Source organism: Microlunatus sp. GCM10028923, assembly GCF_042666975.1.
Classification (GTDB): Bacteria; Actinomycetota; Actinomycetes; order Propionibacteriales; family Propionibacteriaceae; genus Microlunatus.
In genome coordinates this window covers 447,046-463,689 of the sequence record NZ_JBHTFF010000006.1, presented here as the reverse complement: position 1 = coordinate 463,689, position 16,644 = coordinate 447,046, and the positions used below count along the sequence as shown (strand labels likewise).

The window sequence follows — 16,644 nt, the reverse complement described above, 5'->3', positions numbered from 1 at the left end:
GCGTCGTGCTGGAACGATTTCGCGGACTCGCCGCTGCCGCCCTCACCCCGGCGGCGCGGTTCCTGCTGCGGATCGGCGCGACCCCGGACCTGATCACCTGCATCGGCACCCTCGGCGTGCTGCTCGGCGCGTTGATCTTCTTCCCCAACGGGTGGTTCCTACCCGGCGTGATCATCGTCACCTTCTTCGTCCTGTTCGACATGCTGGACGGGCAGATGGCCAAGATCAGCGGCCGGACCAGCCGTTGGGGCGCCTTCCTCGACTCGAGCCTGGACCGGATCGGCGACGGCGCGGTGTTCGGCGGCGTGGTGCTCTATTTCGTCGGCCGTGATCAACCGCTGATCTGGCCGGTGATCGCGGTCTGGGCGCTGGTGGCCGGCCAGCTCACCTCCTACGTCAAGGCCAGGGCGGAGAGCCTGGGCTTCACCGCGCCGGGCGGCCTGGCGGCACGGGCGGACCGGCTGCTGGTGATCTTGCTCGCGTTGTTCCTGGCCGGCTTCGGGATTCCGTACGTGCTCGAGCTCGGACTCACCGTGCTGGCGGTGATCAACACCATCACCGTCGTGCAGCGGATGCTGCTGGTCCGGCAGCAGGCCCGGCAGGGCGAGGAGCAAGATCAACAGAACCGTGATGATCAGTCGGCCGAACCCGATCACCCGGCGGGTGGGGAGCCGGATGCGCCGACGTCCTGATCGGTCGATGGTCGACACCCTGCTCCGTGGTGTGTACGCCCTCGGCTGGCGGATCGCGGCACGGATCCCGGACCGGGCCGCCGAAGTGATCATCGCGGCCGGAGCCCGGCTGGCGACGGCGGCGGGTTCTTCGGCCCTGGCCACCTGGCGGCACAATGTCACCGTGTTGACGAGCCGCCCCTGCCCGGACGACCTGGTGCGCCGCGGCGTCGCCTCGTACCTGCGCAACTTCCACCAGGTGCTCGCCCTGGCCCGCTGGAGCCGGGCCGAGATCGACCGCCGGGTGGTGCTGGTCAACGACGCCCCGCTGCGGGCCGCGCTGGACGCCGAGGGCGCGGTCGTGGTGCTGCCGCACAGCGGCAACTGGGATCTGGCCGGTGCCTGGGCCTGCCTCAACCTGCGGCCGGTGAGCACGGTGGCCGAGCAGCTGGGCGAGGACGAGTACGCCGCGTTCGTGAAGTTCCGCGAGGGCCTCGGCATGGAGGTCATCGCGCACACCGACCCGAACGCCCTGTCGACGTTGATCGCCGCGGTGAAGGCGGGCCGGATGGTCTGCCTGATCGGTGACCGGGACCTGGCCGGCAGCGGGGTCGAGGTGACCTGGCGGCTGCCGTACGGCAGGACGGCGCGGACCACGATGCCGGCCGGACCCGCGGTGGTGGCCCGCCGGACCGGCGCCGCCCTGATCCCGGGCGTCGCCCGATTCTCGGGCCGCGGCCTGGAGGTGGTGCTCGGCGACCCGGTCGAGCACCGGCCCGGCCGCGACGGGCTGGTCGCGATGACCCAGCAGGTCTGCGACTTCTTCGCCGCCGAGCTGCCGAAACAGCCCGAGGACTGGCACCTGTTCCAGCCGTTCTTCCCCGCCGAGGCGGCTGCGTGAGCCACCCCGCCCCAAGGGTCGGCCTGGTCTGTCCCTATTCCTTCGACCAGCCCGGTGGTGTCCAGAACCACGTGGTCGGGCTGGCCGGGTTCCTGGCCCGGAACGGGTTCCGGCCGAGCATCCTCGGGCCCGGCCGGCCGGACGCCCTGATCGCGTCCAGCCTGGCCGAGGCCGGGCTGCCGGCCGAGACGTTCACCTCGGCCGGACCTGCGGTGCCGGTCCCGTACAACGGGTCGGTGGCCCGGGTGAACTTCGGCCCGTTCAGCGCCGCCCGGGTCCGCGGCTGGCTCCGCGACGGCCGGTTCGACCTGCTGCACCTGCACGAACCGATCACCCCGAGCGTCTCGATGCTGGCCCTCTGGGCCGGGTCGGTGCCGGTGGTGGCGACCTTCCACACCGCGACGCCGCGGTCCCGCTCGATGCGGATCGCCGGCGGCCTGCTGCGCGGCTCGATCGGCAAGATCGACACCGGCATCGCGGTCTCCGAGTCGGCCCGCGAGGTGGTCGTCCGCTACCTCGGCCGGGACGCCGTCGTCGTACCCAACGGGTTCAGCCACGGTGAGTTCACCGCCGACCTCGAGCGGACACCGGACCGGCCAGGTCCGTGGCGCGGCGGCGACCGACCGCGGCTCGCCTTCCTGGGCCGGCTGGACGAGCCGCGCAAGGGACTCGACGTCCTGCTCGCCGCGCTGCCGCGGATCAGGACCGGCGCCCGCGAACTGGGCATCGGCGAACTCGAGGTCGTGATCGCCGGGCAGGGGGATCGAGGACTGCCCCGGGACTGCCGCGGTGTCGGCATGATCAGCAACGCCGAACGGGCCCGGCTGCTCGGCACCACCGACGTGTTCGTCGCGCCGCACCGGGCCCGGGAGAGCTTCGGGATCGTACTGCTGGAGGCGATGGCGAGCGGCGCCCCGATCGTCGCGTCCGACCTGCCCGCCTTCGTCGACCTGCTCCGCGACGGCGACACGGACCGGCTCGGGGAACTGTTCCCGGCCGGCGATCCGGACCGGTTGGCGGTGGCCGTGATCACGACCCTGGCCGACCGCTCGGCGGTACGGCAGCGCGCCGGCCGCGCCCGCGCCGCGAGCCGCGGCTACGACTGGGCCATGGTCGGCCCGCGGCTGGCCGACATCTACCAGAGCACCCTGGCCGGCGAGCGGATTCCCAGCCTGACCGGCTGAACTCAGTGATCAGCTAGCGCGTGCCGCAGCGGCAGGCGGGTTCGGTCCGCCGCGCCAACTCGGGCGCGAGGTCCTGGGTCTGGGCGACCCGCGCCGGCGGCGGCTGCTGGACCGGTGCGTCGACCGGCACCAGCACGGCGACCATGGTGGCCGAGAACGCCAGCACCTCGATCAACCTTCTGATCGCCGTCACCTCGTGAACACCACGATGTCTTCACCCTCCGTGATCTTGCGGTACTCGCCGGTCTCGAGATTTCTCCTGCGTGATCTCCTCGATCGTAGAGCGGTCCGTGGTGGCACTGCACGCGGTGCCGTCGGGACGACCGCACCACGCTCCATCGGGCGGGCCGAACGGCGCGTCCGTCGTGCCTGGCCAGGCGCCAGGAATCGCGGGCGGCCGGGTACTAACCTGGTGCGATGCCGTCGCCCGGATCCGAACCACGGGGCGGTCGGGCGTCCAGGCCACGACCGTCCCGAGCGATCGTGCCGCCGCGCGCGCCCGCGGCGAGCATGGACCTGCTGCTGCAGATCGTCAAGGAACCGGTCGACCCCGGCTACGCCGAAGCGGTCGCGGCCGGCCGGACCGCACGGCCGCGCTGGCGGCTCGGCTTCGCGCTGGTCGCGATCTTGATCGGCATCATGGTCAGCGTCTCGGTGGTGAAGAACTCCCAGGCCGCACCGGAGATCGCCGACGAGCGGCGCGAGTTGATCACCAGGATCGCCCAGGCCGAGGCCGAGCAAGATCAACTCCGGACCCGGGCCGACGCCCTGGACGCGGAGATCGAGGGGCTTCGGGCGAGTGCGCTCGGCGGCGACGCCGAGGCCAAGGAGCTGGAGCGGCGGATCGCGCTGGCCGATGCGGCCAACGGGGCCGCGCCGGTGACCGGGCCGGGGCTCACGGTCGTGGTCGACGACGCGCCGGGGGACAGCCAGGACTCGCGGGACCGGGTGCTCGACCTGGACCTGCAGATCCTGGTCAACGGACTCTGGCAGGTCGGCGCGGAGGCGGTCACGGTGAACGGGCACCGGTTGTCGCCGCTGACCTCGATCCGCGGGGCGGGCGAGGCGATCACCGTCGACTACCGGTCGATCACGAGGCCGTACCGGGTGGAGGCGATCACCGATCCGGAGACCTCGCAACAACACTTCGTGCAGACCCACGCCGGCGTCTGGTGGAACGAATTGGCGAAGAGCCGTGGAATGCGGTACGAACTGAGCACCGTGAAGGAGATCACCATGGACGCCGACCCCGGCATCAACCTGCGGCACGCGCGGGGCGCCCAATGATTCCGGTCATCGGGTTGCTGCTCGGCATCATCGCCGGCCTGCTGCTCGAGCCGACGCTGCCGCAGGTGCTGCAGCCGTACCTGCCGATCGCGATCGTGGCAGCGATGGACGCGATCTTCGGGGCGTTCCGGGCCTACCTGGACGGGACGTTCACCGACCGGGTGTTCGTCGTCTCGTTCATCTCGAACGTCCTGATCGCCGCCTTGATCGTCTTCATCGGTGACCAGATCGGCGTCGGCTCCCAGCTGTCGACCGCGGTCGTGGTCGTGCTCGGCATCCGCATCTTCACCAACGCTGCGGCGATCCGGCGGGCGCTGCTCCATGCCTGACCAGCGGACTCCCGGACCGGGGGAGCCGGACGAGACCCCGACCCCGAAGCGATCCCGGCCGGCCGAGCCGGAGGAGGCGCCGCTGCGCCGGCTCGGCCGGGCCATGATCAAACCCGGCAAGGCGCAGGTGATCGCAGCCGTGATGCTGTTCCTGATCGGGCTCGGCGCCGTGATGCAGATCCGGGCCAACTCGGCGGACGAGACGTACCGCAACCTGAACCGGGAGCAGCTGTTCATCCTGCTCGACGGCCTGGGCCAGAAATCGAAGCAGTACGAGGCCGAGATCGCCGACCTGGAACAGAAGCGCAAGGACCTGGCGTCCGGCGCCGACCGGTCCAAGAACGCGCGGGAACAGTTGGAGCAGAACCTCGAGAAGGCGTCGATCCTGGCCGGCACCATCCCGGCCCAGGGCCCGGGCATCCGGATGACGATCGAGGACCCGCAGAACAAGGTCGACGGCGACGTGATGCTCAGCGCGGTCGAGGAACTGCGTGACGCCGGCGCCGAGGTGATCGAGATCAACAACTCGATCCGGGTGGTCGCGTCGACCTGGTTCGGCGGCGCCGGCGACCAGCTCGTCGCGGACGGCCAGCCGATCACCCGGCCGATCACGATCAGCGTCATCGGCGACCCGCACAGCCTGGAGGAGGCCTCCCGGTTCCGCGGCGGGATCGTGAGCGAGATCACCGGCCCGCAGATCGGCGGCACGGTGGAGATCTCCCAGCTGAGCAGGCTGGTGATCAGTTCCTTGCATCGTGCCGAACCGAATCAGTACGCTCGGCCCGCGTCGAGTCCGCCGACCCCACGCTGATCATCCGCGCACGAGCCCGTACCGGCCCGCGGCCCACCACCCGAGAACCACCTAAGGAGTGCGGAATGCCCACCTTCCCGGAGGACCTGAAGTACAGCACCGAACACGAGTGGGTGCGCACCGGCAATTCGTCGACGGTCCGGGTCGGGATCACCGATTTCGCCGCCGAGCAGTTGGGCGACATCGTCTACGTCTCGCTGCCCGAGGTCGGCGCGACGGTCGCGGCCGGCGACGCCTGCGGCGAACTGGACTCGACCAAGAGCGTGTCCGACGTGTTCGCACCGGTGAGCGGCGTGGTCAGCGCGGTGAACCAGTCCCTCGACGGGGCCCCGGAGCTGCTCAACACGGATCCGTACGGCGACGGCTGGCTGTTCGAGGTCGAGGTCGCGTCGGACAACGAGCTGGACGACCTGCTCGACGCGGACGCCTACGCCGAGTTGACCGAACAAGGAAACTGACCCGAAACGGCTCGCCGACGGGCCCGCGGAACGGAGTTGTTTCCGGGGCGACGTGCCCTAAACTCTCCATGAATCCTTGAGCACTCTCAGGGGACGACCGAGCCGATTGAGGTTTCATGCCGTACTGCACCAACTGTGGCCACGACAACCCCGAGGGGAGCAACTTCTGTGGCCAGTGCGGTACCCCGCTGACGTCGGTCACCGCGCCCGTCGTCGACCGTACGTCCGCGTCGGACACCACGCGGACGATGCCAGCGGTCGACGATCGTGACTCGGAGTCGCTCACGGCCGAGGACGAGGCCGCGGTCAAGGCGCTGCCGCAGGGCTCGGCGCTGCTCGTCGTCCGGCGCGGGTCGAACGCCGGCAGCCGCTACCTGCTGAACACCGATGTCGTCACCGCGGGCCGGCACCAGGACTCCGACATCTTCCTCGACGACATCTCGGTCTCCCGTCGGCACGCCGACTTCACCCGGTCCGCCGAAGGCACCACGGTCAAGGACCTGGGCAGCCTGAACGGGACCTACGTCAACCGTGAACTGGTCGAGACGCGGCTCCTCGCGCAGGGCGACGAGGTGCAGATCGGCAAGTTCCGCCTGGTCTTCTTCACGGGGCAGGACACGGCCTAGGCCGTACGGGATCGATGGCGGACCAACCGCAGCCCGCGAGGACTCCGGACCACGTCTCCCCGGTGAGGGGTGGCAGTTCGGGAGGTCAGCGACTCCGCAGCATCGGGCAGGCGCTGAACGCCCTACGCCCGGAATTCCCCGACATCTCGATCTCCAAGATCCGGTTCCTGGAGAGCGAGGGCCTGATCGCGCCGGTCCGGTCGCCGTCCTCGGGTTACCGGCGCTACTCCCAGTCCGACATCGAGCGTCTCCGCTACATCCTGTCGGTGCAGCGGGACCATTACCTCCCGTTGAAGGTGATCCGGGAGCACTTGGAGAAGCTCGACCAGGGTGAACCGCCGCCGTCCGTACCGTCGTTGTCGGAGCCGGCCGCCGGCGACGCGAAGCCGCAGCCGGGTTCGAACCCGGACGCCGGCGCGAACAACGCCCCCGCGCAGCAGCAACAACAGCAGCGGTCCGCGATCCGGCTGACCCGGTCCCAGCTGCTCGAGGCGAGCGGCCTGTCCGAACCGGCCCTGACCGAGCTGGAGCGGATGCTGATCGTGCAGCCGCGGCGGGGCACCGCCCACTACGGCCGGGACGCGTTGACGATCGCGATCGCGGCCCGCCGGATGTCGGAGTTCGGGATCGACACCCGGCACCTGCGGGCGTTCAAGATGTCGGTCGACCGCGAGGTCGGCCTGGTCGAGCAGGCGATCGCGCCGCACGTCCGGCGCGGCGGCGGCAACACCGAGGTGTCGAAGGAGATCACCCAGCTGGTGATCAGCTTCCACGCCGCGCTGGTCCGCACGGCCATGGAACAGCGCTAGCGCTGTGCGACACGGCACGGACACCTTTCCGCGGACGGCACCCGAACCTTTGGGCGGGCAGCCGAGAGAAGTAGTGTGGAGTTATGCGTGAACTCGAGGTCGTCGGCGTCCGGGTGGAGATGCCGTCGAATCAGCCGATCCTCCTGCTCCGAGAGGTCGGCGGGACCCGTGCGCTGCCGATCTTCATCGGCGCGAGTGAGGCCTCGGCGATCGCCAGCGCCCAGGAAGGGCTGGAGCCGCCGCGGCCGATGACGCACGACCTGATGGTGAACGTGCTGGAGGCGTTGAACCACCGGCTCACCGAGGTCCAGATCACCGAGGTCGACGACGGGACGTACTACGCCGTCCTGCTGATCGACGGGGTCGAGATCAGCGCCCGGCCGTCCGACTCGGTCGCTCTCGCGGTACGGATCGGCTGCGACATCTACTGCGCCGAGGAAGTCCTCGACGAGGCCGGGATCGAATGGCCCGAGGCCGAGGAGGACGAAGTGGAGAAGTTCCGCGAGTTCCTCGACCAGGTCAACCCGGACGATTTCGTCACCGGCGAGGGCCCGAAGCAACCCTGACCGCCGCCGGCCGATGAGTTCTGCGGCCGGCCCGGGTCTTCCTCTGAACGACTGTCGTTCACCAGGAGGTCCGTCATGCCCGACCGCAGGCTCGTCGTCACCGAGAACATCACCGCCAACGGCGTCATCGAATTCGTCGAACCCTGGTTCGATCCCGGTCAGCAGGACGACGTCGACGACCTGCTCGCCGTCATGCAGGACCAGATGAAGCGCGAGGAGGCGCTGCTGCTGGGCCGGCAGACCTTCGAGGACTTCCGCGGCTACTGGCCGAAGCAGACCGACGACACCACCGGCAGCACCGCGCACCTGAACCGCGTGCAGAAGTACGTCGTGTCCTCGACCCTGACCGATCCCGAGTGGGAGAACAGCACCGTGCTGACCGGCCCGCTGGTGCCGGCCGTCGCCGAGCTCAAGACCCAGGGATCGGGCGGCGAGCTGGGCGTGACCGGCAGCATCGGCGTGGTGCACGAACTCGTCCGGGCCGACCTGGTCGACGAGTACCGGCTGTTCGTGTTCCCGGTGATCACCAGCCTCGGCCGGACCCTGCTGCCCGACGGCGTGACGCTGCGCGGACTGACCCTGAGCGAGGTCACCCGGTTCGATTCGGGCGTCGTTCTGCAGGTCTACACTGCGCGATGACGAGGGTCCGACGAGAACCCTCAGGCTGGTCTTGAGAGCTGGTCGGCATTCGGCCCGCCTATCGGCGTGTCGTTGACCCTCGGCAGAACCGGCCCGTAAATTCGTCTGAGTAATGCCATGCCTGAGATTCGTCCCGGGCGTTCGACTTCCCCAAAGCTGACTGGCATCCGGAGGCAGAAGTGAGCACAACCGAGCAGCATCAGGCACCAGGAAACGATGCCGAGCCGCGGCCCGGCGAGCTGCAGGAACTGCTGTTCGACGGCGACTTCTCGCCGATGCCGGCCGACCTCGGGTTCCGCGGTCCGGTGGCCTGCAACGCCGCCGGCATCACCTACCGGCAGCTCGACTACTGGGCCCGCACCGGCCTGGTCACCCCGGAGATCCGCGGCGCCAAGGGCTCGGGCAGCCAGCGGCTGTACAGCTTCCGGGACATCCTGATCCTCAAGGTGATCAAGCGCCTGCTGGACGCCGGGATCTCGCTGAACCAGATCCGCACCGCGATCGAGCACCTGCGGGCCCGCGGCGTCGACGACCTGACCGAGGTCACTCTGATGAGCGACGGCGTCAGCGTCTTCGAGTGCACCTCCGACGACGAGGTGATCGACCTGCTGCGCGGTGGCCAGGGCGTCTTCGGCATCGCCCTCGGCGGTGTCTGGCGCGACATCGAAGGCACCCTGTCCGCCCTCCCGGCCGAGCGCGCCGAAGAGGAAGCGGCCGCGACGCCGTCCGCCGATGACGAGCTCTCCCGCCGTCGCCGGGCTCGCGCCGTCAGCTGACCGAACGTACGAAGTTCCAAGACGCGACCGGATTCTCCGGTCGCGTTTTGCATGCCCCTAGGTACCGACGGAGAGTGGGCCGCCCTCGATCCGGCGCAGCGCTTCCTGGTACGGGAGTTGGGGCGGGACGTATTCGACGAACCAGTCCGTGCCGGCCGAGCGGAGCCCGTCGAGATAGCGCAGGTCGGCCGCCCGGTCATCGGCCCGCGGCCGGCCGCCGACCGCGATCGTGAACCCCGGCTTGCCCAGGGCCTCGGCGTCCGAGCGAAGCGCCTCGACGTCGGCCGGGGTCACGTCCTCCCAGCCCGAACCCGGCGGGATGCGGTAGAGGCAGGACCCGTCCCAGCGCAGTGCCCGGGCCCGCGGACCCGGCCGGGTGATCGCGCCGCCGACCCAGACCGGGATCCGGGGTCGCTGCACCGGCGGCGGGCGGAGCGCCGGGCCGTCGGCACCGGCCGACCAGAGCCGGTCGATCTGGTCCAGCCCACGGTCCAGCTGCTGCGCGCGTTCCTTCGCGGTCGGCGCGGGCTCGACCAGGGCGGCGTCCAGGTCGTCGTCGCTGCCGATCCCGACGCCCAGCACGGCCCGGCCGCCGGACAGGTGGTCGAGCGTCGCCGCCTGGCCGGCCACGGTCGCGGCCCGGCGCCAGGGGAGTGGCGTCACCATCGTGCCGAGCGTGACCCGCTCCGTGGCCTGCGCGACCAGGGCCAGGGTCAGCCAGACGTCGTGGCAGTCGAGCCCGTCGTAGAACACCAGGTAGTCCTCGCAGAAGACGCCGTCCCAGCCGCTCCGCTCGGCCAGCGCCGCCAGCTCGGCGATCCGGCCCGGCTGCCCCCACGGCCCGGCCGGTGAGATCGCGAGCCCGTACCTCATCGTGTCGGTCATGCCGACATCAGAACAGCCGGCACCGACAGCCGGTCTCGGAACGGCTCAGAGGACGACCTGGAGCAGGTTCCGTCCGGTGATCGTGTACAGGCTGTGGTTGGTCTCGTCGAAGGCGAGCATCGGGAAGCTGGTCGGGTCGGTGGCCAGCCCGTCGACCACGGTCTCGGCCTCGAGGGTGGTCCGGGAGACCCGCAGCAACCGCTGGTGACTGACGGCGTACAGCCGGTCCCGCGCCGCCACCAGATCGACCCGGCCGGTGCCCAGGGCGGCCTGCCGGAGCACCTTGCCGGTGGGCACGTCGAGGGCGAAGATCACGCCGGCGTTCGTGGTGCCGTACAGGACGTCGCCGAGCACCAGCAGGTGCGGGATCGCCGCGGCGCCCGGCACCGGCACCACCGTGCCGACCACCCGCCGGTCGGCCAGGTCGAAGATCGCCACCGTCGCCGAGTCGGCGGCCGTCGGACGCTCGCTGCCGGCGAAGGCGAGTCCCAGTCCGCCGTGCACGGCGGTGCCGACGATCGGGTGTCCCTCGACGACGTTGCGATGGACCTCCAGCCGGGCCGACCCGAGGTCGAAGATCGACAACGCGCCGCCGACCTTGCCGTAGTCCGGGCTGGAGCCGATCAGGATGAGCCCGCGGCGGGGCTCGACGGTGAGATCGTTGGGCCGGTTCTGTTCGTTGCCGATCTCCGCAACCGTCCGGAACGCACCGGTGCCCGGGTCCAGCCGGACCAGGGTCGCCGACGGATACATCGCCAGATAGAGGTGCCGGCCATGCGCCTGGATCGACTTGGCCTCGCCGCTGAGCTTGAGCCGGTGGGTGGTGCCGGGCTCGGCCAGGTCGTGCACCTCGACCCCGCCGTGGCCACCGACATAGACCCGGCTGCCGCCCCGTCCGCAGACCGACTGCGGCAGCTCCGGTGCCGGCGGCATCCCGGCCGCCCGGAAGTCGAACTCGGTCAGTTGCTCCGTGACGAGGTCGTACGTCGAGAGGGTGGCGGCGTTGCTGAACATCGCGACGGTGTCGCCGCGGACGTGCACCGAGGCGGCGAAGTTGCCGGCCATGTGCTGCGTGAGCTGCACCAGTGCGCCGCTGGACACCGTCAGCCGCCACAACCCCGTGCCGCCGGCGAAGTACACCTCGTCGGCGTTCCGGGCGGCGAGCTTGCCGATCGTGATCACGCCCTCCGGATGGACGACGCGACAGTCGGCCGGATCGCTCTTGGCGATGATCGCGAGCTTGCCGTTGCCGTGGGTGCCGGCGATCACGTGGGTCTCGGTCTGGGTCAGCTGATAGACGAAGGACTCGCCGGCGAACTCGGCCGGGGTCAGGTCGCGGCGTTCGCCGGTGGCCCGGTCGATCGCGATCAGCCCGGCGTGGTTGCCGATGCCGGCGTACACGGTGGTGTCGTCGGCGACGATGCTGCGGACGTACTTCTCACCGTCCTTGGCCACGCCGAGATCCCGCAGCGCCCCGGTCGCGGGGTCGTACTCCCAGACCTTGCCGTCCGGATAGGTGCCCAGGAAGAGCTTCCCGTCGGCGGTCCGGCTGATGTCCCAGATGTACGTCGCGCCGGGCACGGAGTGCAGCCGGGTCAGCGCGCCGGACGCCGTGTCCCAGCGGTACAGGTCGGCCACCGTGTGGGTGCCGATGTAGATCACGTCGCCGTCGGTGACGCTGGACCAGGCGCCGCCGCCGGTGGGCAGGTCGACCAGGGCGGCCAGCTGGGTGACCCCGGCATCGAACAGCCCGACCCGGGCCGGCTGCAGCAGATGGGACACCAGGTACGGCCGGTCGCCGACGAAGCCGCCGCTCAGTGTGTTGCAGGCCATCGACGCCGGGCCCAGGTCGACCGTCCTGGTCCTGGTCTCGGCAGCGGCCAGGACCGGGCCGCTCAGCCAACCGGCACCGAGGGCGGGCACGGTGATGGCGGCGGTTCGAAGCAGGGTACGGCGGTCCATGCAGGGCTCCTTTGCGGCACGTGCTCGATGCGAACGTGGGACTTTCGCCTGTCCGGAACCTAGGTACTGGCGTGTCCGTATGTCAACGCTGCTGTCCGGCTGGTGATCGGCCTGTCCGTTCGCCCATCCCGGGGCCGGGGCGTTACGCTGGGCCCTGCCGCAACAGCAGTGCGGGAGAGTCCGTCGGGATCAAGGCCGGCCCGGCGGCGCCGAAGGGGCAACCTCCCCGGAACCTCTCAGGCACCCAGAACCGCACTGTGCTGGCAACTCTGAAGCCGGAGGGGCGACAGAGGGGGAGTGCACCGGACGAGTCCGGGCACCACCCGACGGAAGAGAGCCCCATCCATGGCCGTCATGACCGATCACAGCACCGCCGCCGGCACCGCCGACCCGGACCGTCCGTTCCGGGACCGGCACATCGGACCCGACCAGGCGGAGAGCGACGTGATGCTCGCCGCGGTCGGGCAGCCCAGCCTGGACGCACTGGTCGCCGCCTCGCTGCCGGAATCGATCCGGGAGCCCGCGCCGCTGAACCTCCCGCCGGCGCTCAGCGAGTCCGAGGCAGCGGTACGACTGCGTGCCCTCGCCGAGCAGAACCGGCCGCTGACCGCGATGATCGGGCTCGGCTACCACGGCACCGTCACCCCGCCGGTGATCCGCCGCAATGTGCTCGAGGACCCGGCCTGGTACACCGCCTACACGCCGTACCAGCCGGAGATCAGCCAGGGCCGGCTGGAGGCCTTGATCAACTTCCAGACGGCCGTCGCCGACCTGACCGGGCTGGCGACCGCCGGGGCCAGCCTGCTGGACGAGGGCACCGCCGTCGCCGAGGCGATCACGCTGGCCCGCCGCACGAACAAGTCCGGCTCCGTGGTGATCTTGGACGCCGACACGCTGCCGCAGACCGTCGCCGTGGTACAGACCCGGGCCGAGGCTGCCGGGATCGCCGTGGTCGTGGCCGAAGATGATCTTGCCGCGGCGATCGCCGCGCACGACCCGTTCGCCGTGGTGGTGCAGACTCCGGGGGCCTCCGGTCGGCTCGCGGGCACCGACGAGCTGCGTGCCCTGGCCGAGACCGCGCACGCCGCGGGGGCTCAGGTGATCGCCGCCTGTGACCTGCTCGCGCTGACCTTGATCACACCGCCCGGCGAGTGGGGTGCGGACATCGCGGTCGGCTCCAGCCAGCGGTTCGGGGTCCCGCTGTTCTACGGCGGCCCGCACGCCGGTTTCATGGCGGTCCGGTCCGGGCTGGAGCGGCAGCTGCCCGGCCGGCTGGTCGGTCTGTCCAAGGACGCCGCCGGTACGTCGGCGTACCGCCTCGCGCTGCAGACCCGGGAGCAGCACATCCGCCGGGAGAAGGCCACCTCCAACATCTGCACCGCGCAGGTGCTGCTGGCCGTCGTGGCCGGCATGTACGCGGTCTATCACGGTCCGGACGGACTCCGGTCGATCGCCGGCACGGTGCACCGCAACGCCGCCGCGCTGGCCGACGACCTCGGCCGGGCCGGCTTCGAGGTGGTGCACGGAACCTTCTTCGACACCGTCCTGGTCCGGGTCCCCGGCCACGCCGCCCGCGTCGTCGAGGCGGCCCGCGAGCACGGCGTGCACCTGCGGCTGGTCGACTCCGATCAGGTCGGGATCTCGATCGGTGAGGACGCGGACAGCGGAGCGCTGGCGGCGGTGCGGAAGGCGTTCGACCTTGACACCGCGCCGGGCCAGACCGGCCCGGACCGGCTGGCCGGCAGCCGGCGGACCAGCGACTTCCTCACCCACCCGGTGTTCCACAACTCGCACAGCGAGACCGCGATGCTGCGCTACCTGCGGGCGCTCTCCGATCGTGACTTCGCACTGGACCGGGGCATGATCCCGCTCGGCTCCTGCACCATGAAGCTCAACGCGACGGCCGAGATGGAGCCGATCTCGCTGCCCGGCTTCGCCAACCTGCACCCGTTCGCGCCGGTCGCCGATGCCCAGGGCTACGCGACCATGATCAACGAGCTGGAGACGTGGTTGGCCGAGATCACCGGCTACGCGAAGGTCTCGGTGCAGCCGAACGCCGGCAGCCAGGGCGAGCTGGCCGGCCTGCTCACCATCCGGGCCTACCACGACGCCCGCGGTGATCATGATCGCCGGGTCTGCCTGATCCCGTCCTCCGCGCACGGCACCAACGCCGCCTCGGCCGCGATGGCCGGACTCAAGGTGGTCGTCGTCGGTGCCACCGAGGACGGGTCGGTGGATCTGGACGATCTGCGGACCAAGATCGACAAGCATCGTGATCAGCTCGCCGCGATCATGGTCACCTACCCGTCCACCCATGGGGTGTTCGAGGAGGGCATCGCCGAGCTGTGCGCGTTGGTGCACGACGCCGGCGGCCAGGTGTACGTCGACGGCGCCAACCTCAACGCGCTGCTCGGCCTGGCCCGGCCCGGCCGCTTCGGCGCCGACGTCAGCCATCTCAACCTGCACAAGACGTTCTGCATCCCGCACGGTGGCGGCGGCCCGGGGGTCGGCCCGATCGGCGTCGGCGCCCACCTGGTGCCCTACCTGCCGACCCATCCGCTGGGCGAGGTCGGCGGTGACCGGGGCATCGGCCCGATCTCCGCCGCCCCGTACGGCTCGGCGGGGATCCTGCCGATCAGCTACGCCTACATCGCCATGATGGGGGCCGACGGCCTGACCTCGGCCACCCAGCACGCACTGCTGGCGGCGAATTACGTTGCGGCCCGGCTCCATGATCATTACCCGGTGCTCTACACGGGGCGTGGCGGGCTGGTCGCGCACGAGTGCATCATCGACCTGCGGCCGCTGACCAAGGCGAGCAAGATCACCGTCGACGACGTGGCGAAGCGTCTGGTCGACTACGGCTTCCACGCGCCGACGATGAGCTTCCCGGTCGCCGGCACGCTGATGGTCGAGCCGTCCGAGTCCGAGGACCTGGCCGAACTGGACCGGTTCTGCCAGGCCATGATCGACATCCGGGCCGAGATCGCCCGGGTCGAGGCGGGGGAGTGGCCGGCGGAGGACAACCCGCTGGTGAACGCCCCGCACACGCAGGCCGCCGTGATCGACGACGCGTGGGAGCATCCGTACTCGCGGAAGGTGGCGGCGTTCCCGGCCGGCCTGCACGGCGGTCCGATCGGCGGCGGAGCCCGGGACAAGTACTGGCCGCCGGTCGCCCGGATCGACGGCGGCTACGGTGACCGGAACCTGGTCTGCTCCTGCCCGCCGCCGGAGGCGTACGAGGACTGAGGTCCGGTCAGAGGCCGGCGAGCTGGTGGGCCAGCTCGATGTCGGCCTGGGTGAGGCCGCCCTCGGAATGGGTGGACAGGGTCAGCGTGACCTTGTTCCAGCGGATGTCGATGTCAGGGTGGTGGTTCGCGGCCTCGGCCAGGTCGCCCACCCGGTTCACGTACGCCAGCGCCGCCACGAAGTCGGCCAGCTCGGTGGTGCTGCGGATCGCCGGCTCGCCCTCGACCCTGGACCAGCCGTCCAGGTCGGCGAGCTGGGTGTCCACTTCGTCGTCGGTGAGAAGTCGGGTCATGTCTGCCAGCCTTGACCGGCTGCCCTGACCTGTCAAGGATGCCGACCCGGCGGCAGGGCTGTCGGCGGCGAAGCTTACGGTCTGCGGGTGGACCTGATCGGATTGGCGGAGCGGGTCGTCCCGATCCTGGTCTTCCTGGTCGCGATGACGGTGCTCGCGGAGTTGTCGGACCGGACCGGTGTGTTCGCCCGGATCGCCCACGTCGCGGCCCGGCTCGGCCGCGGCTCGGTGGTGGCTCTGTGGCTGTTGATCACCGTCGCCGCGGTGCTAGTCACGGCGGTGCTGTCGCTGGACACGACGGCGGTCCTGGTCACGCCGGTGGCCCTTGCGCTGGCCCGGCGGCTCGGGGTGGACCGGCTGCTGTTCGCGTACACGACGGTGTGGATCGCCAACACCGCCTCGATGTTCCTGCCGTCGTCCAACCTGACCAACCTGCTGGCGCTGCAGCGGCTGGACGTGCCGGCGCGGGAGTTCGCCGGCTTCGTCTGGCCGGTCGCCCTCGGCTGTGTCCTGGTCACCGTCGTCCTGCTGATGATCATGTTCCGCGGCTCGCTGCGCGGCCATTACCGGAGACCGACGCTGGAGCCGGCACCGGACCGGCCGCTGCTGATCATCGCTTTCGTCGTCGCGGGGGCGCTCGGTCCGATGATCATCGCCGGCGTACCGGTGGAGGTGGCCGCGGTGGTCGCCGCGTGCGTCCTGCTGGTGGCGACGACGGTCCGGCGGCCGGATCTGCTGACGGCGGCGTGGCGGTCCGGGCACCTGGTGCCGTGGCGGCTGGTGGTCGGCGTGTCGATCCTGTTCCTGCTGGTCCAGCTCGCCCATGATCACGGCCTGCCCGCCCTGCTGGTCCGGATCAGTGGCGCCGGCGACGGCAGGCCGGAGCTGGCCCGGCTGGCCGTGCTCGGCGCCGGTGCGGCCAATCTGATCAACAACCTGCCGGCCTACCTGGCCCTGGAGCCGGTGGCCAACGGGCTGGCCCGGACCGTCGCGCTGCTGGTCGGCGTCAACGCCGGCCCGCTGATCACGCCGTGGGCGAGCCTGGCGACGCTGCTCTGGGCCGGCCGCTGCCGTGCGGCGGGTCTCACCGTGTCGTGGCCGGGCTTCGCCGCCCGCGGTGCGGTGCTGGTTGTGCTGCAGTTGCTGGTCGCCGTCGTGTTGCTCGCCGTCACCGGTGGGTCGCAGTCGCTACCCTGACC

Annotated in this window: 18 protein-coding genes and 1 riboswitch; of the genes, 14 read left to right on the top strand and 4 right to left on the bottom strand. The window is 70.8% G+C overall.

Annotation, left to right across the window (positions count from 1 at the left end; all coding sequences use genetic code 11):
• Nucleotides 1-5: 5 nt before the first annotated feature.
• The 3 genes from pgsA to ACFQU4_RS17695 are packed head-to-tail and all read left to right on the top strand — an operon-like array spanning nucleotide 6 to nucleotide 2,756.
• Nucleotides 6-692: a phosphatidylinositol phosphate synthase gene (pgsA, locus tag ACFQU4_RS17705; protein WP_377494217.1), complete on the top strand. Its 687-nt coding sequence runs from the start codon at nucleotides 6-8 to the stop codon at nucleotides 690-692.
• Nucleotides 676-1,572, top strand: coding sequence for a phosphatidylinositol mannoside acyltransferase (locus tag ACFQU4_RS17700; RefSeq protein ID WP_377494215.1), 897 nt, complete (start codon nucleotides 676-678; stop codon nucleotides 1,570-1,572). The genes pgsA and ACFQU4_RS17700 overlap by 17 nt, the downstream gene beginning before the upstream one ends.
• Nucleotides 1,569-2,756: a glycosyltransferase family 4 protein gene (locus tag ACFQU4_RS17695; RefSeq protein WP_377494213.1), complete on the top strand. Its 1,188-nt coding sequence runs from the start codon at nucleotides 1,569-1,571 to the stop codon at nucleotides 2,754-2,756. The genes ACFQU4_RS17700 and ACFQU4_RS17695 overlap by 4 nt, the downstream gene beginning before the upstream one ends.
• 13 nt (nucleotides 2,757-2,769) lie before the next feature.
• Here the strand turns inward: ACFQU4_RS17695 and ACFQU4_RS17690 are convergent, their stop codons facing one another.
• The gene (locus ACFQU4_RS17690) at nucleotides 2,770-2,949 is read right to left on the bottom strand and encodes a hypothetical protein (protein WP_377494211.1); all 180 of its coding nucleotides are present in this window, start codon (nucleotides 2,947-2,949) and stop codon (nucleotides 2,770-2,772) included.
• A gap of 290 nt (nucleotides 2,950-3,239) precedes the next feature.
• Here ACFQU4_RS17690 and ACFQU4_RS17685 point away from each other — a divergent pair, with 290 nt between their 5' ends.
• The 9 genes from ACFQU4_RS17685 to ACFQU4_RS17645 all read left to right on the top strand — a co-directional run bounded on the left by ACFQU4_RS17685 (nucleotide 3,240) and on the right by ACFQU4_RS17645 (nucleotide 9,057).
• Nucleotides 3,240-4,043, top strand: a complete 804-nt coding sequence (locus tag ACFQU4_RS17685) for a DUF881 domain-containing protein (RefSeq protein WP_377494209.1) — start codon at nucleotides 3,240-3,242, stop codon at nucleotides 4,041-4,043.
• Nucleotides 4,040-4,372 (top strand): small basic family protein, encoded by a 333-nt coding sequence (locus ACFQU4_RS17680; protein WP_377494207.1) that lies wholly within the window; start codon nucleotides 4,040-4,042, stop codon nucleotides 4,370-4,372. Before ACFQU4_RS17685 ends, ACFQU4_RS17680 begins: the two co-directional genes overlap by 4 nt.
• Nucleotides 4,365-5,183 (top strand): DUF881 domain-containing protein, encoded by an 819-nt coding sequence (locus ACFQU4_RS17675; protein ID WP_377494205.1) that lies wholly within the window; start codon nucleotides 4,365-4,367, stop codon nucleotides 5,181-5,183. The genes ACFQU4_RS17680 and ACFQU4_RS17675 overlap by 8 nt, the downstream gene beginning before the upstream one ends.
• Before the next feature lie 65 nt (nucleotides 5,184-5,248).
• The gene (gene gcvH / locus ACFQU4_RS17670) at nucleotides 5,249-5,641 is read left to right on the top strand and encodes a glycine cleavage system protein GcvH (RefSeq protein WP_377494203.1); all 393 of its coding nucleotides are present in this window, start codon (nucleotides 5,249-5,251) and stop codon (nucleotides 5,639-5,641) included.
• A 116-nt stretch (nucleotides 5,642-5,757) separates the two neighbouring features.
• On the top strand, nucleotides 5,758-6,267 hold the full coding sequence (locus ACFQU4_RS17665; RefSeq protein WP_377494201.1) for an FHA domain-containing protein: 510 nt from the start codon (nucleotides 5,758-5,760) through the stop codon (nucleotides 6,265-6,267).
• Nucleotides 6,268-6,281: 14 nt separating this feature from the next.
• A complete protein-coding gene (locus ACFQU4_RS17660) occupies nucleotides 6,282-7,076 on the top strand; it encodes a MerR family transcriptional regulator (protein WP_377494199.1) in 795 nt (264 codons plus the stop codon).
• Nucleotides 7,077-7,159: 83 nt separating this feature from the next.
• Nucleotides 7,160-7,642 (top strand): bifunctional nuclease family protein, encoded by a 483-nt coding sequence (locus ACFQU4_RS17655; RefSeq protein ID WP_152363846.1) that lies wholly within the window; start codon nucleotides 7,160-7,162, stop codon nucleotides 7,640-7,642.
• 75 nt (nucleotides 7,643-7,717) lie between these two features.
• Complete coding sequence (locus ACFQU4_RS17650) at nucleotides 7,718-8,281, top strand: dihydrofolate reductase family protein (protein WP_377494197.1); 564 nt, start codon at nucleotides 7,718-7,720, stop codon at nucleotides 8,279-8,281.
• Between the two features lie 179 nt (nucleotides 8,282-8,460).
• Nucleotides 8,461-9,057 (top strand): MerR family transcriptional regulator, encoded by a 597-nt coding sequence (locus ACFQU4_RS17645; RefSeq protein WP_377494195.1) that lies wholly within the window; start codon nucleotides 8,461-8,463, stop codon nucleotides 9,055-9,057.
• Nucleotides 9,058-9,114: 57 nt separating this feature from the next.
• Here the strand turns inward: ACFQU4_RS17645 and ACFQU4_RS17640 are convergent, their stop codons facing one another.
• Together ACFQU4_RS17640 and ACFQU4_RS17635 are read right to left on the bottom strand one after the other, a co-directional pair.
• Entirely contained in the window at nucleotides 9,115-9,942 is an 828-nt protein-coding gene (locus tag ACFQU4_RS17640; protein WP_377494193.1) for an LLM class flavin-dependent oxidoreductase, read from the bottom strand.
• A 45-nt stretch (nucleotides 9,943-9,987) separates the two neighbouring features.
• Nucleotides 9,988-11,904, bottom strand: coding sequence for a hypothetical protein (locus ACFQU4_RS17635; RefSeq protein WP_377494191.1), 1,917 nt, complete (start codon nucleotides 11,902-11,904; stop codon nucleotides 9,988-9,990).
• Nucleotides 11,905-12,065: 161 nt separating this feature from the next.
• Nucleotides 12,066-12,167, top strand: a riboswitch (glycine riboswitch).
• A 91-nt stretch (nucleotides 12,168-12,258) separates the two neighbouring features.
• Between ACFQU4_RS17635 and gcvP the strand changes: the two genes are divergently transcribed.
• Nucleotides 12,259-15,153, top strand: coding sequence for an aminomethyl-transferring glycine dehydrogenase (gene gcvP / locus ACFQU4_RS17630; protein ID WP_377494189.1), 2,895 nt, complete (start codon nucleotides 12,259-12,261; stop codon nucleotides 15,151-15,153).
• A gap of 7 nt (nucleotides 15,154-15,160) precedes the next feature.
• Here the strand turns inward: gcvP and ACFQU4_RS17625 are convergent, their stop codons facing one another.
• A complete protein-coding gene (locus tag ACFQU4_RS17625) occupies nucleotides 15,161-15,445 on the bottom strand; it encodes a 4a-hydroxytetrahydrobiopterin dehydratase (RefSeq protein ID WP_377494187.1) in 285 nt (94 codons plus the stop codon).
• Nucleotides 15,446-15,532: 87 nt separating this feature from the next.
• Here ACFQU4_RS17625 and ACFQU4_RS17620 point away from each other — a divergent pair, with 87 nt between their 5' ends.
• Nucleotides 15,533-16,642: an SLC13 family permease gene (locus ACFQU4_RS17620; protein WP_377494185.1), complete on the top strand. Its 1,110-nt coding sequence runs from the start codon at nucleotides 15,533-15,535 to the stop codon at nucleotides 16,640-16,642.
• Nucleotides 16,643-16,644 lie beyond the last annotated feature (2 nt).

Excerpts from the sequence above, each read along its gene's own strand:
- ACFQU4_RS17655 (WP_152363846.1), top strand. The coding sequence starts at position 7,160 with ATGCGTGAACTCGAGGTCGTCGGCGTCCGGGTGGAGATGCCGTCGAAT.
- ACFQU4_RS17635 (WP_377494191.1), bottom strand. The coding sequence starts at position 11,904 with ATGGACCGCCGTACCCTGCTTCGAACCGCCGCCATCACCGTGCCCGCC.
- ACFQU4_RS17675 (WP_377494205.1), top strand. The coding sequence starts at position 4,365 with ATGCCTGACCAGCGGACTCCCGGACCGGGGGAGCCGGACGAGACCCCG.
- ACFQU4_RS17680 (WP_377494207.1), top strand. The coding sequence starts at position 4,040 with ATGATTCCGGTCATCGGGTTGCTGCTCGGCATCATCGCCGGCCTGCTG.
- gcvP (WP_377494189.1), top strand. The coding sequence starts at position 12,259 with ATGACCGATCACAGCACCGCCGCCGGCACCGCCGACCCGGACCGTCCG.
- ACFQU4_RS17660 (WP_377494199.1), top strand. The coding sequence starts at position 6,282 with ATGGCGGACCAACCGCAGCCCGCGAGGACTCCGGACCACGTCTCCCCG.
- ACFQU4_RS17665 (WP_377494201.1), top strand. The coding sequence starts at position 5,758 with ATGCCGTACTGCACCAACTGTGGCCACGACAACCCCGAGGGGAGCAAC.
- ACFQU4_RS17650 (WP_377494197.1), top strand. The coding sequence starts at position 7,718 with ATGCCCGACCGCAGGCTCGTCGTCACCGAGAACATCACCGCCAACGGC.
- ACFQU4_RS17640 (WP_377494193.1), bottom strand. The coding sequence starts at position 9,942 with ATGACCGACACGATGAGGTACGGGCTCGCGATCTCACCGGCCGGGCCG.
- ACFQU4_RS17625 (WP_377494187.1), bottom strand. The coding sequence starts at position 15,445 with ATGACCCGACTTCTCACCGACGACGAAGTGGACACCCAGCTCGCCGAC.
- gcvH (WP_377494203.1), top strand. The coding sequence starts at position 5,249 with ATGCCCACCTTCCCGGAGGACCTGAAGTACAGCACCGAACACGAGTGG.
- ACFQU4_RS17700 (WP_377494215.1), top strand. The coding sequence starts at position 676 with ATGCGCCGACGTCCTGATCGGTCGATGGTCGACACCCTGCTCCGTGGT.